The organism is Rhizobium sp. S152 (assembly GCF_030380735.1).
Lineage (GTDB): Bacteria > Pseudomonadota > Alphaproteobacteria > Rhizobiales > Rhizobiaceae > Rhizobium.
In genome coordinates this window covers 36,804-59,579 of the sequence record NZ_JAUDRZ010000011.1, presented here as the reverse complement: position 1 = coordinate 59,579, position 22,776 = coordinate 36,804, and the positions used below count along the sequence as shown (strand labels likewise).

Below are 22,776 nucleotides of genomic sequence, written 5' to 3'. Positions count from 1 at the left end.
GCCCGCAGCGGTTACTGGATGTCGAGAAGCCGTTCGAGATAGCGGCGCTCCAGTTCCTGCGGCGGGTTGTTGCCGAGCTTCTCGCGGATGGCGTCGAGGATTTCTCGGGCGCGCTGCACGTCGATCTCGTTCGGTATCTTCACCTGGTCGCCGAAATCGGGAGCTTCGGCGCGGCGCGGGCGTCCTAGCGGGTCGCGACCGTTCTGGTTGCCCTGGCCCATCTGCCCCTGCTGTCCCTGGCCCTGACCCTGCTGGCCCTGCATGGCCTGCATCATCTGGTTCATCATGTCGCGGGCGCCTTGGCGCAACGCCTGCAGCGCGCGGCCCTGGCCCTGGATGGCCGGCTCGCCGCGGCCCTGGCCGAGCTCGCGCCCGGCGCCTTCCATCTCGCGCTGGGCCTGGCCGAAGCCGGGACCGGGCTTAACGCCCATCTCGCCGAGGCCCTTCTGCAATTCGCCGAGCTGCTTGCCGAGCTGGTCCTGACGCTCGCGCAGCTGCTTCAGCGCATCGCGCAGCTGCTGTTCGGTCATCTGGTCGGAAGGCTGCTGGCCCTGCTGGCCTTGCTGCCCTTGCTTCTGTTCACCCGGCTGTTGCTGGCCCTGCTGCTGATCCTGAGGGTTGCCGTCCTCGTCCATCGGCATGTTGTCGAGGAGCGGATCGTTCATGCCCATATTCGGGTCCATCGGATCGCCGCGCTGCATGCGGTCCTTCAGCTGCTGGTCAAGCTTGAAGGTCTCTTCCATCAGCTTCTGCTGGTCGCGCAGGATTTCGCCGAGCTTGTCCATCTGCTGGCGCATCTGGCTGTTGTCCTGGCCCTGCTGCTGGCCGCGCTGTGGTCTGCCTGCCTGCATGTTGTTCATCATGCGCTGCAGTTCCGACAGCATCTGCTGGGCGGCGTCGCGGTTGCCGGAGCGGGCGAGGTTCTCGATCTGGTCCATCATCCGCTCGAGATCCTGCTGGCGGATCATGTTCTGGGCGTTCTGGTTGGGCTGCATCGGCGCATTCTGCATGCGCTGCGCCAGCTCCTTCATGTAGTCGTTCATCGCCTTGCGCAGCTCGTCCATGAGCTTCTTGACCTCGGCGTCGGGCGCATTGCGCTGCAGGGCGTCGGCGAGGTTCTGCTGGGCGTTGCGCAGGTTGCGCTCGGCCTGCGATAGGTCGCCGTCCTCCATGCCGATGGCGATGTCCCAGAGATAGTCGGCGGTGTCCTTCAGCGCCTCGTCGCCCTTTGCGAGCTTCATGCGCTGGCGGGCGGATTCGAGCAGAAGATAGTTGGTGAGCTTGGGGATCGTCTCCTCGGGGCGCAGCGTCAGCGCCTCGTTGAGGGCGATCGCCTCGGGCATCTTGCGGGTATCGAGCGCGAAGGTCTGGCGCTCTTCGGCAACGGCTGCGGCCAGCGGCTCGCTGAACGGGCGGGCGGGCATGGTCATTTCATGCGGCGGGCTGCGGCCGGTCTGGCCGGCGGCATCCTTGGCGACCAGCGTGATGCGGACGCGCTTGCCTGCCAGCGGGTGCTCGGTCAGGTTCTTGCTCGTCAGCCCCTTGGTGTCGCGGGCATTGCGGCGGGGCACGTCGAGGCGGAAATCCGGCAGCGGATAGAGCGGCGTAGCACTCGCATCGCTCTCGACCGGCAGGATCTCGGCATGGGCTTCCTGGACGCCGTAGTCGTCCTTGATGGTGAAGCCGATTTCAAGCGCGCCGTTCACCGTGGTCTTCGGCATGCCGTTGAAGGCGATCTCCGGTGCCTTGTCGGGAATGACGTCGAAGGTCCAGGTGCGGCCGTTCACCTGCAGCGCGCCGCTTTCCTCGATCTTCATCAGGTGCGTGCTGGCAGCGGCGACGGCGGGTGTCGCGGTGCCGGACGCGGCGGTCTCGGACGCTCCGGCTTGCGGGGATTGCGCTTGCCCCGTCGCAGGCCTGACCTTGGCGTCGGTATCCGCGGCAATCTCCTGCTCGCGGCCGTCGGCGTTGCGGAAGACGACCTTCTCGGCGGTCTCGCCGCCGCTCACCCGCACCGTGAGGTTCGACATCTGCGGGATCTTGATCGGCGCCTGCTCGGTGCCGGTGGCCGTCAGATAGATGGGCGCGCGACCGGTATAGCCGGGCGGAGTGATCCAGGCATCTATGCGCACAGCCGGGTCGGTCGATTGCGGTTCCGGGCGCGGCTGCAGCGCATCGGCGATCGAGCCGCCATTGGTCGACAGCGAATAGGCGAAGGCGGTGACGACGAGCAAAGCGGGAATGGCGCGTAGCGCCAGCCGGTCATGCGTCGCGATATCGGGGCGCGGAAAGCCGGCGTCGAGGGCGGCGATCTTCTCGGCCATGCGCGTCTGGTGCTCGCGCCACAGCGCCCGGGCAAATGGGGTGTCGAAGGCGGGTTCGTCTTCCTGCACCGCGACCGGCTGGTGCGGCAGGCCGTTGCGCTGCTCGAGCAGCCGGTCGGCCGCCGCGGCATCCGGCCAGCGCAGTTTGCGGAAGGGGATGAGCGAGGCGATGGCGGCGACCGCGAACAGGGCGAGGAGTGCCAGACGAACGATATCGGGCGTGAAGCGGAACAGGCCGAACCAAGATGCGGCGAGATAGAGCGCTGCGACGGAAAGCACCGGCAGAAGCAGCGGCAGCGCCTGTTCCGACAGAAGCACCAGCCGCGCGAGAAAGCGCTTTGCCGCAACCAGCCGCGCCAAGGACGGCTTCAGCGCAAATGCACCATTCTTCTCCCTGCTGGAGCTGTTCTTCAATCCGGTCTCCGCGATCTGGTGTTTCCAGAGCAATTCCGCTTTCCCTCGAATAGCAGAATAACTCTATCCGTTTGTTTTCAAACAATTCCGGACGGAAAACCGCTTCGCACTTTTCCTGGAATTGCTTTAGGCAGAGGGCGCTTCCGGCGATTGCTGGGGCAATTCGCACTGCGGGAAAGATAACATTCTTTGTGGCGAAGACGAGGGCAGGGGCCAGTCAATGCCGGTTTTTCCCGTGTCTTCGCCAAAAAGTGATTGTTATATTCAGGCGAGCCAGGCGGGGACGCTGTCGAGCGCGATCAGCTCTTCATAGGTCCGGCGCGGACGAATGACGTGGAAATCGCTGCCCTTGACCAGCACTTCGGGCACCAGCAGGCGGCTGTTATAGGTGCCGGCCTGCACGGCGCCGTAGGCACCGGCGGAGCTGACGGCGATCAGATCGCCGGATTTCGGCATGGCCATCTCGCGGTCGAGCGCCAGATAGTCGCCGGTCTCACAGACCGGGCCGACGACATCGGCCTTGATGCGCGGCGCGTTGGCGGCCGAGATCACCACCGGGCGGATTTCGTGCCATGCCTCATAAAGCGTCGGGCGGATGAGGTCGTTCATGGCGCCGTCGACGATGACGAAGGTCTTTTCGCCGCCGTCCTTCACATAGAGCACTTCGGTCACCAGGATGCCGGCATTGCCGACGATCAGGCGGCCGGGTTCCATGACGATCTTGCAGTTGAGCTCGCGCAACTGGTTCTTGACGATCGCGGCATAGGCGTCGGGCAGCGGCGGCGGGTTGTTGTCTTCCTTGTAGGGGATGCCGAGGCCGCCGCCGATATCGACATGATGGATGTCATGGCCGTCGGCGCGCAGCGTGCTGACCAGCTCGCGCAACAGCTTGAAGGCGTCGTCGAAGGGCTGCAATTCGGTGATCTGGCTGCCGATATGCATGTCGATGCCGGTGGCTTCGATGCCCTCGAGAGTGGCGGCACGGGCGTAAACGGCGCGGGCGCGTTCCCAGGAAATGCCGAACTTGTTTTCCTTCTTGCCGGTCGAGATCTTGGCGTGCGTGCGGGCGTCGACATCGGGATTGATGCGGAAGGAGACGGGAGCCTTCTTGCCGGCCTTGATGGCACGCTGGTTGAGGATCTCGAGTTCCGGCTCGGATTCGACGTTGAAGCAGTAGATGCCGGCTTCGAGCGCATAGTCCATCTCATGCGCAGTCTTGCCGACGCCGGAGAACATGATGCGATTGGCCGGAATGCCGGCTGCCAGCGCGCGGCGTAGTTCGCCTTCGGAGACGACGTCGATGCCGGCGCCGAGGTTGCCGAGCGTCTTCAATACGGCCTGGTTCGAATTGGCCTTCATGGCGTAGCAGACCATGCTATCGACATCGCTGAAGGCCTGCGAGAAGACCTTGTAGTGGCGCTCGAGTGTTGCCGTGGAATAGACGTAGAAGGGCGTGCCGACGGCCTTGGCGATCTCGGGAACGGGAACGTTCTCGGCGTAGAGGATGCCGTCGCGATACTCGAAATGGTTCACTGGAGTAACCTGTTACAGAAGCGGATCGAGGATGAAGGGGCGGTCCACGGTGCCCGGCTGTTTCGTCGGCTTCGACGCGTCGCCACCCTTCGTTGCCTGCGCGCTCGGCGGATCGAGATCGCCCTTGCGGCCGCATCCGGCAACGGCAAGGCCGATCACGGCGAAAACCACCGTCAGGCGGATGAACTGCGGCAAGCTGGTCTGCATGGAATTCCTCTTGGGAAGCGGCACGGATGGACACCTTCATAGCGAAGTTTATTCCGCTTGTGCACCCTGATTGTTGGAGAGCGATCGCACTTGTTTCAGGACCCTCTCTGCCCTGCCGGGCATCTCCCCCACAAGGGGGGAGAAGACTCGGGGCAACCGCTCGTTCCGATCGGGCTGAGGCGATGCAACTGGTTTAAGCCCTCCCCCTTGTGGAGAGGGTGGGGAGAGGGCTTGCTGGATATCTGCAAAAACCTGCCTGTCGGCATACACAAAATATCTCGCCGGGCTCAGTTCTTCCCGCGCCAGTACGCGATCTGCTTGCGCACTTCGGACGGCGCGGTGCCGCCGAAGCTCTTGCGGCTGGCGACCGAGGCCTCGACGGTCAGGACGTCGTAGACCTTGTCTGATATCGCGGCATTGATCGCCTGCAAATCGGCGAGCGACAGGTCCGAGAGATCACAGCCCTTGCTTTCGGCCAGCGCCACGGCACGGCCGGTCACATGGTGGGCGTCGCGGAAGGGCAGGCCCGCCTCGCGCACCAGCCAATCGGCGAGGTCGGTCGCCGTCGAATAGCCGGAGCCGGCAGCCGCCTTCATGCGCTCGGTATTGATCGTCAGGTCGCGGACCATGCCGGTCATCGCAGCGATGGCCAATTCCAGGCTCTCGGCGGCGTCGAAGACCTGTTCCTTGTCTTCCTGCATGTCCTTGGAATAGGCGAGCGGCAGGCCCTTCATGATCGTCAACAGCGCGATCAGCGAGCCGTTGATGCGGCCGGTCTTGGCGCGCACCAGTTCGGCGGCATCCGGGTTCTTCTTCTGCGGCATGATAGAGGAGCCGGTGGAGAAGGCGTCCGACAGGCGCACGAAGCCGAACTGCGGCGTCGACCAGATGACGATCTCTTCTGCCAGACGTGACAGGTGCATGGCGCAGATGGCGGCCAGCGCCAGGAACTCGATGGCGAAGTCGCGGTCAGAAACGGTGTCGATCGAATTGCGGGTCGGCTCGCGGAAGCCGAGCGCCTTGGCGGTCATGTGGCGGTCGATCGGATAGCCGGTGCCGGCAAGCGCCGCGGAGCCGATCGGGCTCTCGTCCAAGTGCTCGATGGCGTGGCGCACGCGCTGGCGGTCGCGGCCGAACATCTCGACATAGGCCATGCAGTGATGGCCGAAGGTGACGGGCTGGGCGGTCTGCAGGTGCGTGAAGCCGGGCATCACGGTATCGGCATGCTCTTCGGCGCGGTCGAGGAAGGCTGCGATCAGGCTGGTCAGCAGCTGCTCGGTCTTCTCAAGCTCTTCCTTGACCCACAGGCGGAAATCGAGCGCCACCTGATCGTTGCGCGAGCGGGCCGTGTGCAGGCGGCCGGCGGCAGGGCCGATCAGGGTCGCAAGGCGAGCCTCGACATTCATGTGAATGTCCTCGAGCTTGCGGGAGAATTCGAAATTGCCGCTTTCGATCTCTGACAGGATCGTGTTTAGCCCTTCAACGATCTTGTCCTTATCATCGGTTGAAATGATGCCCTGGTGGGCGAGCATGGTGGCGTGGGCGATCGATCCGCGAATATCCTGCGCAAACAGCTTCTTGTCGAAACCGATCGAGGCATTTATCTCCTCCATGATCGCATCTGGGCCGGAAGCGAAACGTCCGCCCCACATCTGGTTGGAGGATTTGGTGTCCGTGCTGTCGGCCATGAAAGATGCCTGCCTTGAAGAACGCGTGTCCGGGAGAATGAAATGACAACAAGAACGCCCTTGCGCCTGCCATCCCTGAAACTGATCGGGATCGCGGTCGTCGCAGGCATCATTGCCGGTGCGGCAGCGGTTTACATCAAGGAAACAGGGTCTGGCAATGGCGCCGCCGATATGGCGGCGGGCGAATGCAAGGCCAGCAAGGACATCGCGACCCGCATCAAGCCGCTCCTCAAAGGAGAAGTCGCCGCCATGGTCGCCACCGACCAGCCGCAGCGGATGACGTCGATCGCCTTCAAGGACGCCGACGGCAAGCCCGTCACGCTCGAGAATTTCGCCGGCAAGACGGTGCTGTTCAACCTCTGGGCCACCTGGTGCGTGCCCTGCCGCGAGGAAATGCCGGCGTTGAACGCGCTGGAGAAGGAGCTTGGCAGCGACAGGTTCCAGGTGGTGCCGGTCAACATCGACACCGGCGACGACGAGAAGCCGAAGACGTTTCTTGCGGAGACGGGCGTCGATGCGCTGAAGCTCTACCGCGACGACACGATCGCGGTGTTCAACGGTCTGAAGAAGCAGGGGCTGGCGTTCGGCTTGCCGGTGACGTTGCTGATCGACGACAAGGGGTGCCTGATCTCGGCGATGAACGGGCCGGCGGCCTGGGATAGCGAGGATGCCAAGGCGCTGATCAAGGGGGCTGTGGGGATTTAGTTTGTGGGGGTGGCCGCGACGTTTGCGCCGGTGGCCCCCTCATCGCCTCGCTACGCTCCGGCACTTTTCCCCGCTGGGGAGAAGGGGCTGGGCGCGGCGTTTTGCGCTTCTCAAGCCTTTGGATAGAAAACTTCGCTGATGGTTAGGCGAGCGGCCCGCCACAAGTCTCTTCTCCCCAACGGGGAGAAGGTGCCCGCAGGCGGATGAGGGGGCTGCTCGCTCGGAGCAAAAATTACCGCGTCGGAACCGGAACGTCGCCGCGGTAGTCATAAAACCCACGCCCCGACTTGCGTCCAAGCCAGCCGGCTTCGACGTATTTGACCAGCAGCGGGCACGGGCGGTACTTGCTGTCGGCGAGGCCGTCGTGGAGCACCTGCATGATCGACAGGCAGGTGTCCAATCCGATGAAGTCGGCGAGCTGCAGCGGGCCCATCGGGTGGTTGGCGCCGAGTTTCATGGCTGTGTCGATGGCATCGACGGTGCCGACGCCTTCGTAAAGCGTGTAGATCGCCTCGTTGATCATCGGCAGCAGGATGCGGTTGACGATGAAGGCGGGGAAATCCTCGGCGACGGTCACCGTCTTTTCGAGCGAAGCCACGAATTCCTTGGCGCGGCTGAAGGTGCCTTCCTCGGTCGCGATGCCGCGCACAAGCTCCACCAGCTTCATCACGGGGACCGGGTTCATGAAGTGGATGCCCATGAAGCGTTCCGGGCGGTCGGTGGCCGACGCCAGTCGGGTGATCGACAGCGACGAGGTGTTGGTGGCGAGAATGGCCTCGGGCTTCAGGATTGGACAGACCTGGGCGTAAATCTTGCGCTTGACGCTCTCGTCCTCGGTCGCCGCCTCGATGACGAGATCGGAAGCCGCAAGGTCGTTGATGTCGGCGGAACCCGAGATCAGCGCCAGCGTCGCGGCGCGCTCCTCGTCGGTGGACTTGCCGCTGGTGACATGGCGGGCGAGGTTGCCGTTGATTGTGGCGAGGCCGCGCTCGATGCGGTCCTGCGTGAGATCGTAGATATGAACCTTGTAGCCGGCGTCGGCCGAGACTTGCGCAATGCCGCAGCCCATCTGGCCCGCACCGATAATACCGATCGTCTTCAAGGCGCTCATCTCCTACCCCCTTCGGCAATCGCTGCAGCGCTGCCGCATCATGACTTACAAAACTGCCGGGCAAGACATTGCCCGGCAGCAGTAGTAGCGCCTAAAAAGATAATTTTCCAGTCATTCGCACGTGCGAAAAGAAGAGAGCGCACGTGCGAAAGAAGACTGTTTGGGGCGATCAGAGCGCCTTCTGCAATTCCGGCAGCGCGTCGAAGAGATCGGCGACGAGGCCGTAGTCGGCGACCTGGAAGATCGGGGCTTCCTCGTCCTTGTTGATGGCGACGATGACCTTCGAATCCTTCATGCCGGCGAGGTGCTGGATGGCACCTGAAATGCCGCAGGCGATGTAGAGATCGGGGGCGACCACCTTGCCGGTCTGACCCACCTGCCAGTCGTTCGGGGCATAGCCGGCATCGACCGCCGCACGGCTCGCACCCACTGCGGCACCGAGCTTGTCAGCAACCGGAAGGACGACTTCCTGGAATTTTTCCGCCGACCCGAGCGCGCGGCCGCCGGAGATGATGATCTTGGCCGACGTCAGCTCCGGACGGTCGGAGGCCGACAGCGCATCCTTGACGAAGGTCGAAAGGCCGGGATCCGATACGGCGGGGATCGCCTCGACGGCAGCCGAACCGCCTTCGGCGGTCGCCGCGAAGGAGGCGGTGCGCACGGTGACGACCTTCTTGGCGTCGGTCGACTGCACCGTCTGAATGGCGTTGCCGGCATAGATCGGGCGCTTGAAGGTGTCAGAAGAGACGACCTCAATGATTTCCGAGACCTGAGCGACGTCGAGAAGGGCTGCAACGCGCGGCAGCACGTTCTTGCCGACCGAGGTGGCCGCCGAGATGATGGTGTCGTAGCTGGCTGCCAGCGAGACGATCAGGTCGGCCAGCGGCTCGGCCAGATTGTTGGCGAGCTCGTCGCTTTCAGCGAGCAGGACCTTGGAGACGCCCGACAGCTTTGCGGCGGCTTCGGCTGCGGGCTTGGCGCCCTTGCCGGCTACCAGAACATGCACGTCGCCGCCGATCTGGCTTGCGGCCGTCAGCGTCTTGGCGGTCTGGTCGGAAAGGCTTGCATTGTCGTGATCAGCCAGAAGAAGAATGGCCATGGTGTAATCTCCCTTTCCAGATCTTAGAGGACGCCAGCGGACTTGAGCTTTTCGACGAGCTCTGAGACCGATGCGACCTTGACGCCCGCCTTGCGGCCGGAGGGCTCCTCGGTCTTCAGGACCTTGAGCTTCGGCGCGGTGGAAACGCCGAAATCGGCAGGCGCCTTCTTGTCGAGCGGCTTCTTCTTGGCCTTCATGATGTTCGGGAGCGAGGCGTAGCGCGGCTCGTTCAAACGCAGGTCGGTCGTAACGACAGCCGGCAGCTTGACCTCGATGGTCTGCAGGCCGCCGTCGACTTCGCGGGTCACGGTCGCCTTGCCGTCGCCGATCTCGATCTTCGAGGCGAAGGTCGCCTGCGCGGTACCGAGGAGTGCCGCCAGCATCTGGCCGGTCTGGTTCGAATCGTCGTCGATCGCCTGCTTGCCGACGATGACGAGACCCGGCTGTTCGGCATCGACGACGCCCTTCAGGATCTTGGCGACGGCGAGCGGCTCGACCTGGTCGTCGGTCTCGACGAGAATGGCGCGGTCGGCGCCGATGGCAAGCGCGGTGCGCAGCGTTTCCTCGGCCTTGGCCGGGCCGATCGAGACGACGATCACTTCCTCAGCCTTGCCGGCTTCCTTCAGCCGCAGCGCTTCTTCCACGGAGATTTCGTCGAAGGGGTTCATCGACATCTTCACATTCGCAAGCTCGACACCCGTGCCATCCGGCTTCACGCGGATCTTCACGTTGTAGTCAACCACCCGCTTCACGGGGACGAGAATCTTCATGGGGTCCTTCCTTCAACTCTTTCGCCAAGAAAATGCGCGTTTCGGCGCTGCTCCGATTGTCGAATGGCGACATGGATACGCGTTTTTCCTCCAAACACAACGCTTCCATGACGCAAACAGGCGCATTGCGTCCTGAAATATATTACGTTTACGTGAACGTCAATATTGCTGCTATGGCTTGTCCCATGGCAGGCGGGCGCGCGGCTGCTGGCCGGGCGCCGTGGCCATGGCGGGATTGGGGATGGCGCGGTCGCGCACGGCCTTGGGGGTGACGACCTCGCGGTCGAAAAGCGGGACGCCGCGGCGGCGCATCACCAGCACCAGCAGCGCGCCAGCCATGATGCCGCCGACATGCGCACCCCAGGAGACGCCGCCATCAGGATCGAGCACCAGCATGGCGAATTGCTGGCCGATCCATAAGAGCAGCGGCACGAAAGCCGGCAAGGGAAGCGGCACGCGCATGAAGACCAGAACCCATACCTTCACGCGCGGATGCAGCATGACATAAGCCGCGACGACGCCGGAGATGGCGCCGGACGCACCGATCAGCGGCGCCTCAGACGTCGTGCCGACCAGCCCATGCAACAGGGCGCCGGCGGCGGCGCAGGCAAGGTAGAAGACGAGGAAGCGCAGATGGCCCATCGCATCCTCGACATTGTCGCCGAAGACCCAGAGGAAGATCATGTTGGAGGCGAGGTGCCAGAAGCCGGAATGGAGGAAGGCGTAGGTGACGTAGGTGCAGGATTCCGGCACGAGGATGAGGGATGGCTCCAGCGTCGCGTAATGGAAGGCGACCGCCGGGATATAGCCGAGCCCCACGGTCGCGGCCTGCGATATGTCGGTATCGGCGATCACGCCGGTGAACAGCCAGATGGCGACGTTGAGCGCGATCAGTCCCATCGTCACCCACTGAACCTTGATGTGCTTCAGCGTGTTGGCGTCGTGCAGCGGTATGAACATGAAGCCTGCCCCCGGGCGTTCGCGTCACTGGAGCAATTCCGCTTTTCGTCGAATCGCGGAACAGCTCTATCCTTTTATTTTCAACCAATTCCAGGAAAACCGCTTCGCACTTTTCCTGGAATTGCTCCAATGGGACGAAGCTATCGGTTTTTTCCCGGAACCCAAAGCACATCCGCATGGCCGCGATCATTGGCGTGGCGGGCTGCGACGAAGAGGAAATCGGACAGGCGGTTGACGTATTTCAGCGCGGCCGTGCTGACGATCTCGCCCTCTTCGCGCGACAGCGACACCATCAGCCGCTCGGCGCGCCTGGCGATGGTGCGGGCGAGATGCAGGTGGGCTGCGGCGGAGTGGCCGCCGGGCAGGACGAAGGAGGTGAGCGGCTGCAGATCGGCGTTCAGCGTGTCGATGTCGCTTTCGATGCGCCCGACCTGGGTTTCGATGACCCGCAGCGGTTCGTATTCCGACGGCTTGCCGGTATCGGGCGTCGCGAGATCGGCGCCGAGGTCGAAGAGATCGTTCTGGATCAGCATCAGCATGGCGTCGAGATCAGGCATACCCTGCATGTGCAGGCGGGCGATGCCGATCGCCGAGTTTGCCTCGTCTATGGTGCCGAAGGCCTCGACGCGCAGATCGTCCTTGGCGCGGCGCCTGCCGGAAACGAGCGCCGTGGTGCCGTCGTCGCCGGTGCGGGTGTAGATCTTGTTGAGCTTTACCATGGCTGCTCCTCCTCAATGATCAGCTGGGGCGCCCGCCGCCCGTCAGCCACAGCGTCAGCATGATCAACAGCACGGCGACCGCCTGCAGCAGCACGCGCAGCTGCATCAGCTTGTTGGAAAGATTGGCATCGCCGCCCTTCATCATGTTGAAAAGCCCGCGGATCAGCACGATGCCGACAAGGCCGATGACGATGAAGGTGAGGACATAGGTGACGCTGGCCATGCTGCTTTACGCTTTCTGTCAGTCCGTCCAGCGCATCAGGCGATAGAAGAGATCTGCGGGCAGAAATCTCTTCAGAAGCATGCCCTGCTTCGCCGGCGTGGTTACGGGGTAATGTGGTCTAGGCTTGGACGAGGTCAATGCGTGCTTCAGAACGGCATAGACCGCCTCCGGTCCGAGCTTATGTCGGTTGGTTCCGCCCGATCCGTCAAGCCGCGCCAGCTGGCGGCGGTAATCTGCCGCATGCACGGAATTGGTGACGTCGATGTTCTCCTTGATCTTGGCAAGCGCATTGGCGGTGAAGCGCGAGGTGATCGGTCCGGGCTCGATGAGGCTGACATGGATGCCCGATCCCTGCAATTCCATGCGTAACGTCACGCTCAGGCCCTCGATCGCGAACTTGGATGCGGTGTAGGCGCCGCGATAGCGGTAGGGCACGACGCCCAATATCGACGAGCACTGGACGATGCGGCCCCGGCCGCGCCTGCGCATCAGCGGAATGACCTGGCGGGTGAGCTCGTGCCAGCCGAAGACATTGGTCTCGAACTGCTGGCGCAGCACGTCGGTCGTCAGATCCTCGACCGCGCCCGGCTGGCCATAGGCGCCGTTGTTGAAGAGCGCGTCGATTCGGCCCCCGCTGCGCTCCGTTACATCCCGCACGAAATCGGAAATCGTTTCGCTTCGGGTATAATCCATGAAGAAGGCTTCGATGCCGTCGCGCTCGAGTGCCGCGAGATCCTGGTGCCTGCGCACGGTAGCGAACACCCGCCAGCCGTCGGCCTTCAGCGCGCGGGCGCAATGGGCGCCGATGCCGGAGGAGCATCCTGTCACGATGATGGTGCGCTGATCCGGCATGGATTGTTTCCTGTACAAAATGCGACTCGTTTCCCATATTCGCACGAAGGACACAATCTGGAATGCCGGGAGACGGAATGCCGAGACTTTTTCGCGTCTTGTACGATGTTGTTTACGATGCGATCTGGCATTTCCTCGACGACGACGGCTTCGCCATGGCGAGCCATGTGGCGCTGTCCAGCCTGCTTGCGGTTTTTCCCTTCCTGATCTTCGGAACGACACTGGCGAATTTTCTCGGCGCCGACCAGTTTTCCGACCGGGCGATCCACCTGATCTTCGATACCTGGCCGGAAGCGATCGCCAAGCCGCTGGTCGATCAGGTGGTGCAGGTCCTCACCGTGCCGCGCGGCGGCCTGCTGACGGTGTCGGTGCTGGCCGCCGCCTACTTCGCCTCCAACGGCGTCGAGGCGCTGCGCATCTCGCTCAACCGCGCCTATCGCGTCCAGGAAACGCGGCCCTGGTATTTCACCCGCCTCGCCAGCCTCGGCTTCGTCGTCATCGCGGTCACGATCTTCGCGGCGATCAGCATCATGCTTGTCGCGGTGCCGCTGGCGCTCGATTATGCGCGGCAGTGGTTTCCGCTGTTTGCCGATACGCTGGATATCGTGTTCGACTGGCGTATCTACGGCACGCTCTTCGTGCTGACGGTCGGGCTGCTCGTCGTCCACCTCTGGCTGCCGGCCGGCCGCCGGCGCGTGTTCGACGTTGTGCCCGGCGTGCTCCTGACACTGATCCTGTGGCTCGTGGGGGCGCTGATCTTCGCCTACTATCTGGCGACCTTCGCCAACTATGCCGCCACCTACGCCGGCCTCGCCTCGGTAATGATCGTGCTGATCTTCCTCTATATGGTCGGCGTCATCTTCATCATCGGCGCGGAACTGAATGCCGCACTGCTGAAGTTCCGGGTGCGGGCGATCTTCTCGCACAATTTCCTGAGCGGTCAGGGCCAGGAACCGTCAAAGACCGACAAGGTCGCGGATATCTCCCGCCGAGAAACCTCGGGCTCGTAACTCAGCAAGTCCGGTATCGCCAGCGCTTTTCGACAGCTTGCGCCCATCCGCGTCGGTGACCAGCCGGTGGTGATGATAGACCGGCACCGGGAGGCCCAGCAGGGCTTGCAGAACGCGGTGCACGGCGGTGGCATGAAAGAGATCGAGGCCGCGCACAACATGGGTCACGCCCTGCAGTGCATCGTCGACGACGACGGAGAGGTGATAGCTCGAGGGGGCGTCGGAGCGCGACAGGATCGCATCGCCCCAGGCGGCGGGGTCGGCCTTCATCGCGCCGCGCTCGCCGTCGCCGGTTTCGCTCCAGACGAGCGGTTCGCCGATCGTTTCCAGCGCCCTTGCCATGTCCAGCCGCCAGGCATGTTTGCGGCCGGTCGCGAGCATCGCTTCGCGCTCGTCGTGCGAGCGCTCCCGATCATCGGCGGGATAGAGCGGCGAGCCGTCGGGGTCGCGCGGCCACTGCGTGCCCGCCGCTTCCGATACCTGCACGCGCGCCTTGACCTCGCTACGGGTGAGGAAGGAGGGGTAGGCGAGGCCGCGATCGATCAAACTCTTCAGCGCCGCCTGGTAGTCCGCGAAATGTTCCGACTGTCGGCGCGCCGGTTTTTCCCAATTGATGCCTAGCCATTGCAGGTCGACATGGATGCCCGCTTCGAATTCGGGTGTGCAGCGGGTCAGATCTATGTCTTCGATACGCAGCAGCAGGCGCCCCTCCGCCGCATCCGCCATGTCGCGGTTGAGGAGGGCTGAGAGCGCGTGGCCGAGATGCAGCGGGCCGTTGGGGCTCGGGGCAAACCGGAAGACGGGCTTTTGACGGGGAATCGCGATCATGCTTTCTTCTGCCACGGAATCTAGAGCGCGTCGCGATCTTTCAGATGCGCTTGTTGCGCTCTAGATCTTTGTTTTTTCGCATGTCTTTTTCCCGAAACCGGTGACCACTTTCGGGAGACATGCTTTGAATATCGCGAGGAAGCGTGCATATCATTCGCAATGACGAGGATGTGAGACAAGGGCTGGAGGAACTGCTCGTCATCGACCCGCGGCTCGTTTCGATCGCCGCCGATGCAGGTCCGCTGCCGCTCCGGCTTCGGGAGCCCGGCTTCGAGGGGCTGGCGCATATCATCGTGTCGCAGATGGTGTCGCGGGCGAGTGCCGAAGCCATCTGGCGGCGGATGCGGCCCGGCGAGGCCGTGCTGACGGCGGAGACCTACGCGGCGCTCCACCCCGAGGCATGGCGCGAATTCGGCCTGTCGCGGGCGAAGGCCGAGACCCTGACGCGGATCGCTGAGGCGATTGCCGCCGGCAGGTTCGACCTGCAGGCGCTCTCCGGCCTGCCGCCGAAGGAGGCGCTTGCCGCACTGACGGCGCTGAAGGGCGTCGGACCATGGACCGCCGAGGTCTATCTGATGTTCTCGGGCGGCCACGCCGACGTCTTTCCATCCGGCGATATCGCGCTCCAGAACGCCGTGGCCGCGGCATTCGGCCTCACGGACCGACCGGCGGCGAAAGGGCTGGCCGCCATGGCGGAAATCTGGTCGCCCTGGAGATCGGTGGCGGCCCGGCTTTTCTGGGCTTATTATGCGGTAAAGCTCGGCCGTGGGCTGGTTCCGGTCGTCTGAACGGCAACACTTACAAAAGCCATGGTCGTCCTTGAATTTATTGGACTTCACAATGCCGTCACAACCGGCCTAATATAAGAGTGCAGATGCCGAATCGATCAGGAGAGTGCCTTGACGATTGCTGTTTCACCTCAGGCCCTGCCAGCGCTCGTTCTGAACGCTGACTATCGGCCACTGAGTTATTATCCCTTGTCGCTCTGGTCCTGGCAGGACGCGATCAAGGCGGTTTTTCTTGACCGCGTAAACATCATCGCAGAGTACGAACATTCGGTTTCCTCGCCGAGCTATTCGATGCGGCTTCCAAGTGTCGTTTGCCTCAAGACCTATGTGCAGCCTTCGCGCAATCCGGCTTTCACGCGCTTCAACGTGTTCCTTCGCGACAAGTTCGAGTGTCAGTATTGCGGCGATCACAACGACCTGACCTTCGATCACGTCATTCCGCGCGCCCATGGCGGCGAGACGACGTGGCAGAATGTCGTGGCGGCCTGCTCTCCCTGCAATCTCAGGAAGGGCAGCAAGCTACCGAAGCAGGCAGGCATGTTCCCGCATCAGAAGCCCTACCAGCCGACCGTGCAGGACCTGCACAACAATGGCCGGCTCTTCCCGCCGAACTATCTGCACGACAGCTGGCTCGACTATCTCTACTGGGATAGCGAACTGCAGCCCTGATCGTTTGTGGCCAGGATCGCTTCACGCCTAACTGATCAGGCTTTCCTGATCAGGCCGATTTGCGCACGCCGATGAAGGCGAAGGCGGCGAGGATGAGGCTTGCGATCACGTTCCAGCCGGCCATCGACAGACCGAGCACGCGGAGAGCCGCTTCCGTGCAGGAGGGACCCTTGATGGTGTTGAGCTCGGTCAGGAGATCGCCGGCATTCTGCGTCATGCTGCCGGCGCTGGTCGAGCAGGCGGTGGGGCCGGCCCAGAAATGCCATTCGACGCCAGCGTGATAGACGCCCATGCCGGCGCCTACGACCATCAGAAGGCCACCCGCCAGCAGGAACGTGCGGCCGATCCAGTTCGGCAGGCCGAGTGCCGAGGTGATGGCGCCGATGATGACGAGCGGGATGCCGTAATAATAGGGCTGGCGCTGCATCAGGCAGAGCTCGCAGGGAATATAGCCGCCGATATACTGGAAGCCGAGCGCGGAGCCGATGACGATGGCCATGCCGATCGCAAGCAGGATCGAATAGACGAAAGTCGGGCGGCGAAGGGAGAAGGAGGCAGTCATGCGGGGGCTCCGGGCAATCGGCGCATGGGGGCGCCAGGGCGATATCAGTGAGCGAGCAGCTTATAGGCGACGCCGAGCGCGATCAGCAGGCCGGCGACGATTGCCGTGATCTGGCCGAGGCGCTTCTCGATGAAGTGGCGGATCGGCTCGCCGTAGCGGCGCAGCAGCCAGGCGAGGAAGAAGAAGCGGGCGCCGCGGGCAACGATCGCCGAGATGACGAAGAAGCCGAGGTTCATGTGGATGACGCCGGCAAGGATCGTCACCACCTTGATCGGCGGCAGGTGGGCAAGGCCCGACGTCACCAGAAGCAGCAGCAGGATTTCCCACTCGTCGTGAATGTAGACGCGCATCTGCTCGAAAGCGTCGAGCTTGCCGTAGAATTCGAGGACCGGGCGAGCAATGGTGTCATAGGCGTAATAGCCGAGCATCCAGCCGGCGATGCCGCCGAGCACCGAGGCGACGGTCGCCACCAGCGCGTAGCGATAGGCACGCTCCGGCTTGGCAAGCGCCATGGGCAGATAGAGAACGTCGGCGGGAACCAGAAAGACCGAGCTTTCGACGAAGGCGATAACGGCGAGCCAGACTTCGGCCGATTTGCGCGCGGCCAGCGACATGGTCCAATCGTACAGTCTGCGAAGCATTCGGGTCCTTTCAGGTCACGATCCAACGAGCATTATTGGGCTCGTCGCGCGCTGTAAATGCTTGCTGTGTCGTTCGTGAGACGGGCGTCCCAAAAAACTTCGTGATTGCCTGTGTCGCGCTATTCCACCTCGGAGGGGTGGACGTGCTTCTGGCGCATGTAGTTCATCTCGCGCCGCTCCTTGGCCATGTCGCTGACGGCCTGGCGCAGCACCGGGTGCTTAGCGGTGAACATGTTGAAATCGCGCCGTTCCAGCACCAGGAACTGGCAGAAATCGACGGCGATGACATCGGCGGTGCGGCGCCCGCCCGACAGCAGCGCCATCTCGCCGAAGAAGGCACCCGGCTCCAGCGGGATGTCTCCACCAGGCAGCTGCACCTCGACGGCGCCGGAGGAGAGGAAGTAGAGGCCGTCGCCGCGGTCGCCCTTGCGGATGACGCGCTCGCCCGGCAGCGCCGACTTGGGCCGGAAGAGCAGCAGCAGTTCCTCCTGCGAGTCTTCGTCGACCATGGCAAACAGCGGGAAGGTGGCGATCAGCTCCTCCATTTCGAGCTGGTGGGCGCGCTGGCGGGCCTCGCCGAGCGCGCGGATCTTCTCGAGCTCGCGGCCCAACGCTTCATGCTTGCGACGGCCATACCGGTCGCCGAGCTCGGGCCATTTCCTTTGGACCTTGCCGTGCAGGAACTCCGCGAGCGCGCAGACGACGGGGTTGAGGGTGATCGATATCAGCGCCACTGCCAGGATGATATCCTGCCCGTCCTGCGGCAGCAGCCCGAGCGTGATGCCGAGGCCTGCCAGGATGAAGGAGAATTCGCCGATCTGCGCCAGGCCGGCGGCGACCGTCAGGCCCATGCCAACGGGATAACGCAAAAGCGTGACCACCACTAAGGAAATCAGGCCCTTGCCGAGGATGACCAGCAGCAGCGCCGCGAAGACCTCCAGCGGCTGGCGCATCAGGATCGACGGATCGAACAGCATGCCGACCGAGACGAAGAACAGCACCGAGAAGGCGTTCTGCAGCGGCAGGGAATCGGCTGCCGCCCTGTGGCTGAGGTTGGATTCGCTCATGACGACGCCGGCGAAGAAGGCGCCGAGCGCGAAGGACACGCCGAAGAGCTGCGCCGAGCCGAAGGCGATGCCGAGTGCGATGGCAAGGACCGTCAGCGTGAAGAGCTCGCGCGATCCCGTCTTTGCCACCAGCGTCAGCAGCCATGGCACCACCTTCGGGCCGAGAACGACGGCGAGGACCGCGAAGCCGCAGACCTTCAGGAGCGTGATCCCGATCGTCAGGTAGAGCGGCATGCCTGCGCCATGCGCATCGGCGGCGGCATGGCCGCCGAGAAGCTCGGCCAGCGCCGGCAGGAGCACCAGCGCCAGCACCATGGCCAGATCCTCGACAATCAGCCAGCCGATGGCGACGCGGCCGCTCGCCGAATTGATGAGATTTCGCTCTTCCAGCGCTTTCAACAAGACCACTGTGCTGGCGACCGAAAGGCTGAGACCGAAAACGATGCCGGCCCCGAGGCTCCAGCCCCACCACTCCGCAAGCAGGCAGCCCAGCGCCGTCGCAACGAGAATCTGGATGATGGCGCCGGGCACGGCGATCCCCCGCACGGCCAGAAGATCGGCCGCGGAAAAATGCAGGCCGACGCCGAACATCAGGAGAATGACCCCCATCTCCGCCAGTTGCCCGGCGAGCCCGCTATCGGCCACGAACCCAGGCGTGATCGGCCCCATGAAAACGCCGGCCATCAGATACCCCACCAGCGGCGGCAGCCGCAGCCGATCGGCGACATAGCCGAGAACGGCCGCGCAGACGAAGCTGACGGCAATGGTGGCGATGAGCGGGACTTCGTGATGCACGTGTATGTGTTCTCCTTTTGGGAGCGGGCACTTTGACCGAAGTGCGGGGGAAATTAAACCGTTGATTTAGGTTTGGAGGCAGCAGTACCGGCTAATCGAACGCCGGACCATGCCAAGGCCCCAAATATCAACAGGTGGTACTGTTGACACCAATATGGCGAGTAACGGAGAATTAATATTAAGCAAAGGCGTGTAAGCTGTTGCCGCTCGGGAGGTTTGGTGAGTTCTTCACGTCCGCCTAAATTGGAAGCTTGGCAGGCAATCGTCGCCGAACCAAAGGGCATCTTCAATTGGCCTTCATGGTCTGAAGGGCCAATATATCGTGAAGGTAGGAAACATGCTGCGGAAGCGGGGAGGCTTCCATTGTTCTCCGATCTGGCATTGCGGTCGGAGATGATCGTCACGGTTTCTGACAGTAGCGATATCGCAATGGAAGACGTTCGCATTCGGATTGTCGTCTGGCGCAATAGACCAATGGAAGATGTCACGGCAACTTTTGAGATACATGACTCAGTTCGGTGGGTGTGCGTCAGCAGGGTCGACTTTGCTCCGCCCGCGCCGCATACGAATAGACACTGGCGACAGTATCACTTGCCGCCGGAAATTAACGGTTCTCATATCCACACATGCGAGGATAATGTCAGGATCGGGGTCGATGCATTCGTTCCCGTAGGCAATTTGCCAAATGCTCGGGCGCTGGATACAGAGCCACAGTCTTTCAGAGAAATCTGTGCAGCGATTGGAATGCATTTCAACATATCCGGCCTTGACGATTTGCCTGCGCCTGATTGGAATGGGAGCTTGCGATATGATCGATAAAATCTCGATAAACGCGATTGCCGAAGAGGTATCCCGTGCGCTCTCCTATTCCCGCGGTGGAAATGACGGGGCCATGGTGGTTACGCCGCTGCTTTATCCAGGCGGCGCCCGCGTCGTACTTAGCTTTCAGGAAAGTGAAGAGGGATACTTCGTCTCTGACCTAGGGGCGGGACGGCGCGAAGCCGACCTGATGGACGGAAGTCTTGTTTTCACAAGGATAGCCAAGGCGGCCGCAGAGCGGTTTGGCGTCAGATTCGACAGCGATATGGTCTTCGATATCGAGGTTCCTCGCGAAGCCCTGGTTGCTGCGGCAATTGCCGTTGCCAACGCGTCCAAGGAAGCCGTCGATCATACGGCCGCGCGGATATCCGAGAAGCGTGCTATGGATCAGCGATCCGAGCTTTGGTCGCGGTTGGCGGCGGCCTTTCCTCAGGCGCATGTCGCGCGTGAGGTCATGGTTCGAGGTGCGAGTTCGCCCTGGAATTTCGATGCTATGATTGAGATCGGAGGGCACACGTCGCTATTCGATCTGGTCGTGCCTCATGCGTCGTCCGTGCACGCCGCCGTGTCGAAATTTCTCGACATCAAGGACCTTGGCGAACAATCGCCAGTACGCGTTGCGGTCATTACGGATAGTGAGAACACACCGCATCTGCCGCTTCTTGGGCGTACGGCCAAGATCATCCAGCTGGACAGCGCGATCGAAACGTTCAAGCGTGCGGCCTAGAAAAGGCAACCGAGATGACGGGAGTTCGGTTTCGGCGGGCCTTACAGTCCAGTGGTGCCCCATGCCGGAGTCGAACCAGCACTTCTTTCGAAACTCGATTTTGAGTCGAGCGCGTCTACCAATTCCGCCAATGGGGCAACGGATACCGACGAGGCGGGTGTCTAGCATGCGTTTGACTGATGGCGCAAGACGGCGGGCGAAGTTATCGGGCTGATTTCGTGGGGCTTCCGGCCGAATGGTTTCGGCCGGAAGGGTGTCTTCAGTGGGCGGCGGAGACGGCCGGGGTGGGGATGCCGGATTTCTTGATCGTGATTGCCAGGATGGAGGCGAGCAGGCAGAAGGCGCCGGCGATGAAGAAGGCGGGCAGATAGCTTTGCAGCTCGGTGCGCGAGAGGCCGGCGCCGTAGGCGGCCGTGGCCGCGCCCAGCTGGTGGCCGGTGAAGACCCAGCCGAAGACGATGCCGACCTTTTCCTTGCCGAAACGCTCGGCTGCGAGCTTGACGGTTGGCGGCACGGTGGCGATCCAGTCGAGACCGTAGAAAACGGCGAAGATCGACAGGCCGTAGAAGGAGAAATCGCTGAACGGCAGGAAGAGCAGCGACAGGCCGCGCAGGCCGTAATACCAGAATAGCAGCCAGCGGTTGTCGAAGCGGTCGGACAGCCAGCCGGAGCCGATCGTGCCAAAGAAATCGAAGATGCCCATGACGGCAAGCACGCTGGCGGCTGCCACCGGCAAGATGCCGAAATCACCGCAAAGCGTGACGAAATGGGTCTGGATCAGGCCGTTGGTGCTCAGCCCGCAGATGAAGAAGGTGGCGAACAGGATCCAGAAGGTCGAGGTCTTCGAGACGTCCTTGAGGACCACGATCGGGGCTGCGAGCATGGTCATGAGGCCGCCCTTCTGCGCCGGCGGCGGGGTGACGCGGTCCTCGCCGAAGGAGGGAAGGTTGAGATCGGAGGGGCGGTCGCGCATGAAGGCGAGCACGACCAGCGCCGCGAAGAGGATCATGCCGCAGACGAAGAAGACGGTGGCGCGCCAGCCGTAGCTCTCTGTCAGCTCAGCCATCAAGGGCAGGAAGACCAGCTGGCCGGTGGCGGAGCTCGCCGACAGCATGCCGACGACGAGGCCGCGATGCCTGGTGAACCAGCGGGCCGAGACGGTGGCGGCCAGCACCATGGCGGTCAGGCCGGTGCCGAGGCCGACGACGATGCCCCAGAGCAGCAGAAGCTGCCAGATCTCGGTCATGAACAGCGAGCCCACGAAGCCGCTGGAGATCAGGATCATGGCGAAGACGATGACCTTGCGGACGCCGAAATAATTCATGAAGGCGGCGGAGAAGGGGCCCATCAGGCCGAAGAGCAACAGGCGGACGGCGAGCGCGGAGGAAATCTGTGACGTCTCCCAGCCGAACTCGTCCTGCAGCGGCTTTATCAGCACGCCCGGCGCGCCCATGGCGCCCGCCGTGACCAGCATGGTGAGAAAGGTGGCGGCGACGACGACCCATCCGTAGTGGATGTTGCGCCGCGCCAGCGTGGAGGCAAGTGCAGTGGAGACCATGGGGCTATTCCGCTTGGGTTGGCGACGAGCGTACACCGGGGTTTTAGATGACTATCATCATAATTGTTGATTATTGATGATGGACGTCATATAAATTGTCAAGCGCTGTTTTTTGGGAGCCTTGCCATGCGTGTCAGCCGGGAGAAATTCGCGGAAAACCGGGAGAGGATCCTCGGTGTCGCGGGCGTGCTGTTTCGCGAGAAGGGGTTCGATTCCACCGGCGTGGCCGAGATCATGAAGGCGGCGGGGCTCACCCATGGCGGCTTCTACGGCCATTTCGAATCAAAGGAAGATCTGGCGCTCGAAGTCAGCCGCGCGCTGATCGAGCGGGTGAAGATCCGCTGGAACGAGATCATAGCAGGCGCGCCGGATGCGCCGCTCGATGCGCTCCTCAATCACTATCTCTCCCGCTGCAGCGTCGACGATCCCGGCGGCAGCTGCGTCTTTGCCTCACTCGTGCAGGAGGTGAGCCGCAGCCACGGCGCGGTGCGCTCGACCTTCAACGACGGGCTGTCGGCGTTGGTCGATATCCTGAGCACGATCGTTGACGGCGAGACGCCGGAGGAGCGGCGCGAGAAGGGGTTCACGACGTTGTCGTCGATGATGGGCGCCGTCATCCTGGCGCGCGCCGTGGAAAGCCGCGAACTCTCCGACAGCTTCCTGTTCACCGCCCGCGACGCGCTGTCGCCGCGGGCCGGTCGCTAGAT

At 62.9% G+C, this 22,776-nt stretch carries 22 protein-coding genes and 1 tRNA gene; 6 read left to right on the top strand and 17 right to left on the bottom strand.

Going from position 1 to position 22,776, the window contains the following annotated elements; all coding sequences use genetic code 11:
• Positions 1 to 11: 11 nt before the first annotated feature.
• The 4 genes from QTL95_RS14965 to argH all read right to left on the bottom strand — a co-directional run bounded on the left by QTL95_RS14965 (position 12) and on the right by argH (position 6,166).
• Positions 12 to 2,738: a TIGR02302 family protein gene (locus tag QTL95_RS14965; RefSeq protein WP_289720869.1), complete on the bottom strand. Its 2,727-nt coding sequence runs from the start codon at positions 2,736 to 2,738 to the stop codon at positions 12 to 14.
• A gap of 264 nt (positions 2,739 to 3,002) precedes the next feature.
• Positions 3,003 to 4,271 (bottom strand): diaminopimelate decarboxylase, encoded by a 1,269-nt coding sequence (lysA, locus tag QTL95_RS14960; protein WP_289720751.1) that lies wholly within the window; start codon positions 4,269 to 4,271, stop codon positions 3,003 to 3,005.
• Positions 4,272 to 4,283: 12 nt separating this feature from the next.
• The gene (gene lptM, locus QTL95_RS14955; protein WP_037182240.1) at positions 4,284 to 4,478 is read right to left on the bottom strand and encodes an LPS translocon maturation chaperone LptM; all 195 of its coding nucleotides are present in this window, start codon (positions 4,476 to 4,478) and stop codon (positions 4,284 to 4,286) included.
• 287 nt (positions 4,479 to 4,765) lie between these two features.
• On the bottom strand, positions 4,766 to 6,166 hold the full coding sequence (gene argH, locus QTL95_RS14950) for an argininosuccinate lyase (protein ID WP_289720750.1): 1,401 nt from the start codon (positions 6,164 to 6,166) through the stop codon (positions 4,766 to 4,768).
• Positions 6,167 to 6,208: 42 nt separating this feature from the next.
• Between argH and tlpA the strand changes: the two genes are divergently transcribed.
• On the top strand, positions 6,209 to 6,871 hold the full coding sequence (gene tlpA, locus QTL95_RS14945) for a thiol:disulfide interchange protein TlpA (protein WP_289720749.1): 663 nt from the start codon (positions 6,209 to 6,211) through the stop codon (positions 6,869 to 6,871).
• A gap of 232 nt (positions 6,872 to 7,103) precedes the next feature.
• Here the strand turns inward: tlpA and QTL95_RS14940 are convergent, their stop codons facing one another.
• From QTL95_RS14940 to QTL95_RS14910, 7 genes are all read right to left on the bottom strand, one after another.
• The gene (locus QTL95_RS14940; protein WP_289720748.1) at positions 7,104 to 7,982 is read right to left on the bottom strand and encodes a 3-hydroxybutyryl-CoA dehydrogenase; all 879 of its coding nucleotides are present in this window, start codon (positions 7,980 to 7,982) and stop codon (positions 7,104 to 7,106) included.
• A 169-nt stretch (positions 7,983 to 8,151) separates the two neighbouring features.
• The gene (locus QTL95_RS14935; protein WP_289720747.1) at positions 8,152 to 9,081 is read right to left on the bottom strand and encodes an electron transfer flavoprotein subunit alpha/FixB family protein; all 930 of its coding nucleotides are present in this window, start codon (positions 9,079 to 9,081) and stop codon (positions 8,152 to 8,154) included.
• 23 nt (positions 9,082 to 9,104) lie between these two features.
• On the bottom strand, positions 9,105 to 9,851 hold the full coding sequence (locus QTL95_RS14930; protein WP_289720746.1) for an electron transfer flavoprotein subunit beta/FixA family protein: 747 nt from the start codon (positions 9,849 to 9,851) through the stop codon (positions 9,105 to 9,107).
• Positions 9,852 to 10,022: 171 nt separating this feature from the next.
• The gene (locus tag QTL95_RS14925) at positions 10,023 to 10,811 is read right to left on the bottom strand and encodes a rhomboid family intramembrane serine protease (protein ID WP_289720745.1); all 789 of its coding nucleotides are present in this window, start codon (positions 10,809 to 10,811) and stop codon (positions 10,023 to 10,025) included.
• A gap of 140 nt (positions 10,812 to 10,951) precedes the next feature.
• Positions 10,952 to 11,530: a cob(I)yrinic acid a,c-diamide adenosyltransferase gene (locus QTL95_RS14920; protein WP_289720744.1), complete on the bottom strand. Its 579-nt coding sequence runs from the start codon at positions 11,528 to 11,530 to the stop codon at positions 10,952 to 10,954.
• Between the two features lie 19 nt (positions 11,531 to 11,549).
• Positions 11,550 to 11,753, bottom strand: coding sequence for a twin transmembrane helix small protein (locus tag QTL95_RS14915; RefSeq protein WP_037182265.1), 204 nt, complete (start codon positions 11,751 to 11,753; stop codon positions 11,550 to 11,552).
• Between the two features lie 18 nt (positions 11,754 to 11,771).
• On the bottom strand, positions 11,772 to 12,605 hold the full coding sequence (locus QTL95_RS14910) for an SDR family oxidoreductase (RefSeq protein ID WP_289720743.1): 834 nt from the start codon (positions 12,603 to 12,605) through the stop codon (positions 11,772 to 11,774).
• 77 nt (positions 12,606 to 12,682) lie between these two features.
• Between QTL95_RS14910 and QTL95_RS14905 the strand changes: the two genes are divergently transcribed.
• Positions 12,683 to 13,615: a YihY/virulence factor BrkB family protein gene (locus QTL95_RS14905; RefSeq protein ID WP_289720742.1), complete on the top strand. Its 933-nt coding sequence runs from the start codon at positions 12,683 to 12,685 to the stop codon at positions 13,613 to 13,615.
• Here QTL95_RS14905 and gluQRS read toward each other — a convergent pair.
• A complete protein-coding gene (gene gluQRS / locus QTL95_RS14900) occupies positions 13,562 to 14,443 on the bottom strand; it encodes a tRNA glutamyl-Q(34) synthetase GluQRS (RefSeq protein WP_289720741.1) in 882 nt (293 codons plus the stop codon). The two genes, QTL95_RS14905 and gluQRS, sit on opposite strands and share 54 nt — an antisense overlap.
• Positions 14,444 to 14,586: 143 nt before the next feature.
• On the opposite strand from gluQRS, the gene QTL95_RS14895 reads away from it, so the two are divergent.
• Positions 14,587 to 15,231: a DNA-3-methyladenine glycosylase family protein gene (locus QTL95_RS14895; RefSeq protein WP_289720740.1), complete on the top strand. Its 645-nt coding sequence runs from the start codon at positions 14,587 to 14,589 to the stop codon at positions 15,229 to 15,231.
• A 111-nt stretch (positions 15,232 to 15,342) separates the two neighbouring features.
• Entirely contained in the window at positions 15,343 to 15,900 is a 558-nt protein-coding gene (locus tag QTL95_RS14890) for an HNH endonuclease (protein WP_018901511.1), read from the top strand.
• Positions 15,901 to 15,949: 49 nt separating this feature from the next.
• Here QTL95_RS14890 and QTL95_RS14885 read toward each other — a convergent pair whose 3' ends face one another.
• From QTL95_RS14885 to QTL95_RS14875, 3 genes are all read right to left on the bottom strand, one after another.
• Entirely contained in the window at positions 15,950 to 16,462 is a 513-nt protein-coding gene (locus QTL95_RS14885; protein ID WP_289720739.1) for a disulfide bond formation protein B, read from the bottom strand.
• Positions 16,463 to 16,506: 44 nt separating this feature from the next.
• Positions 16,507 to 17,103 carry a YqaA family protein gene (locus QTL95_RS14880; RefSeq protein WP_289720738.1) on the bottom strand — a complete coding sequence of 199 codons (597 nt, stop codon included), beginning with the start codon at positions 17,101 to 17,103 and terminating at the stop codon, positions 16,507 to 16,509.
• Positions 17,104 to 17,222: 119 nt separating this feature from the next.
• A complete protein-coding gene (locus QTL95_RS14875) occupies positions 17,223 to 18,965 on the bottom strand; it encodes a cation:proton antiporter domain-containing protein (RefSeq protein WP_289720737.1) in 1,743 nt (580 codons plus the stop codon).
• A gap of 808 nt (positions 18,966 to 19,773) precedes the next feature.
• Between QTL95_RS14875 and QTL95_RS14870 the strand changes: the two genes are divergently transcribed.
• Positions 19,774 to 20,511, top strand: a complete 738-nt coding sequence (locus QTL95_RS14870; RefSeq protein ID WP_289720736.1) for a hypothetical protein — start codon at positions 19,774 to 19,776, stop codon at positions 20,509 to 20,511.
• Between the two features lie 52 nt (positions 20,512 to 20,563).
• On the opposite strand, the gene QTL95_RS14865 is transcribed toward QTL95_RS14870, so the two are convergent.
• Positions 20,564 to 20,648: transfer RNA gene (locus QTL95_RS14865), tRNA-Leu, on the bottom strand.
• A gap of 122 nt (positions 20,649 to 20,770) precedes the next feature.
• On the bottom strand, positions 20,771 to 22,069 hold the full coding sequence (locus QTL95_RS14860; RefSeq protein WP_289720735.1) for an MFS transporter: 1,299 nt from the start codon (positions 22,067 to 22,069) through the stop codon (positions 20,771 to 20,773).
• A gap of 126 nt (positions 22,070 to 22,195) precedes the next feature.
• On the opposite strand from QTL95_RS14860, the gene QTL95_RS14855 reads away from it, so the two are divergent.
• Positions 22,196 to 22,774 carry a TetR/AcrR family transcriptional regulator gene (locus QTL95_RS14855; RefSeq protein ID WP_289720734.1) on the top strand — a complete coding sequence of 193 codons (579 nt, stop codon included), beginning with the start codon at positions 22,196 to 22,198 and terminating at the stop codon, positions 22,772 to 22,774.
• Positions 22,775 to 22,776 lie beyond the last annotated feature (2 nt).

What these genes read in the sequence shown, in the direction of transcription:
- tlpA (WP_289720749.1), top strand. Translation starts at nt 6,209, where the DNA reads ATGACAACAAGAACGCCCTTGCGCCTGCCATCCCTGAAACTGATCGGG.
- QTL95_RS14920 (WP_289720744.1), bottom strand. Translation starts at nt 11,530, where the DNA reads ATGGTAAAGCTCAACAAGATCTACACCCGCACCGGCGACGACGGCACC.
- QTL95_RS14860 (WP_289720735.1), bottom strand. Translation starts at nt 22,069, where the DNA reads ATGGTCTCCACTGCACTTGCCTCCACGCTGGCGCGGCGCAACATCCAC.
- QTL95_RS14880 (WP_289720738.1), bottom strand. Translation starts at nt 17,103, where the DNA reads ATGCTTCGCAGACTGTACGATTGGACCATGTCGCTGGCCGCGCGCAAA.
- QTL95_RS14940 (WP_289720748.1), bottom strand. Translation starts at nt 7,982, where the DNA reads ATGAGCGCCTTGAAGACGATCGGTATTATCGGTGCGGGCCAGATGGGC.
- lptM (WP_037182240.1), bottom strand. Translation starts at nt 4,478, where the DNA reads ATGCAGACCAGCTTGCCGCAGTTCATCCGCCTGACGGTGGTTTTCGCC.
- QTL95_RS14905 (WP_289720742.1), top strand. Translation starts at nt 12,683, where the DNA reads ATGCCGAGACTTTTTCGCGTCTTGTACGATGTTGTTTACGATGCGATC.
- QTL95_RS14855 (WP_289720734.1), top strand. Translation starts at nt 22,196, where the DNA reads ATGCGTGTCAGCCGGGAGAAATTCGCGGAAAACCGGGAGAGGATCCTC.
- QTL95_RS14935 (WP_289720747.1), bottom strand. Translation starts at nt 9,081, where the DNA reads ATGGCCATTCTTCTTCTGGCTGATCACGACAATGCAAGCCTTTCCGAC.
- QTL95_RS14885 (WP_289720739.1), bottom strand. Translation starts at nt 16,462, where the DNA reads ATGACTGCCTCCTTCTCCCTTCGCCGCCCGACTTTCGTCTATTCGATC.
- QTL95_RS14870 (WP_289720736.1), top strand. Translation starts at nt 19,774, where the DNA reads ATGATCGATAAAATCTCGATAAACGCGATTGCCGAAGAGGTATCCCGT.
- argH (WP_289720750.1), bottom strand. Translation starts at nt 6,166, where the DNA reads ATGGCCGACAGCACGGACACCAAATCCTCCAACCAGATGTGGGGCGGA.
- gluQRS (WP_289720741.1), bottom strand. Translation starts at nt 14,443, where the DNA reads ATGATCGCGATTCCCCGTCAAAAGCCCGTCTTCCGGTTTGCCCCGAGC.
- QTL95_RS14925 (WP_289720745.1), bottom strand. Translation starts at nt 10,811, where the DNA reads ATGTTCATACCGCTGCACGACGCCAACACGCTGAAGCACATCAAGGTT.
- QTL95_RS14930 (WP_289720746.1), bottom strand. Translation starts at nt 9,851, where the DNA reads ATGAAGATTCTCGTCCCCGTGAAGCGGGTGGTTGACTACAACGTGAAG.
- QTL95_RS14910 (WP_289720743.1), bottom strand. Translation starts at nt 12,605, where the DNA reads ATGCCGGATCAGCGCACCATCATCGTGACAGGATGCTCCTCCGGCATC.
- QTL95_RS14915 (WP_037182265.1), bottom strand. Translation starts at nt 11,753, where the DNA reads ATGGCCAGCGTCACCTATGTCCTCACCTTCATCGTCATCGGCCTTGTC.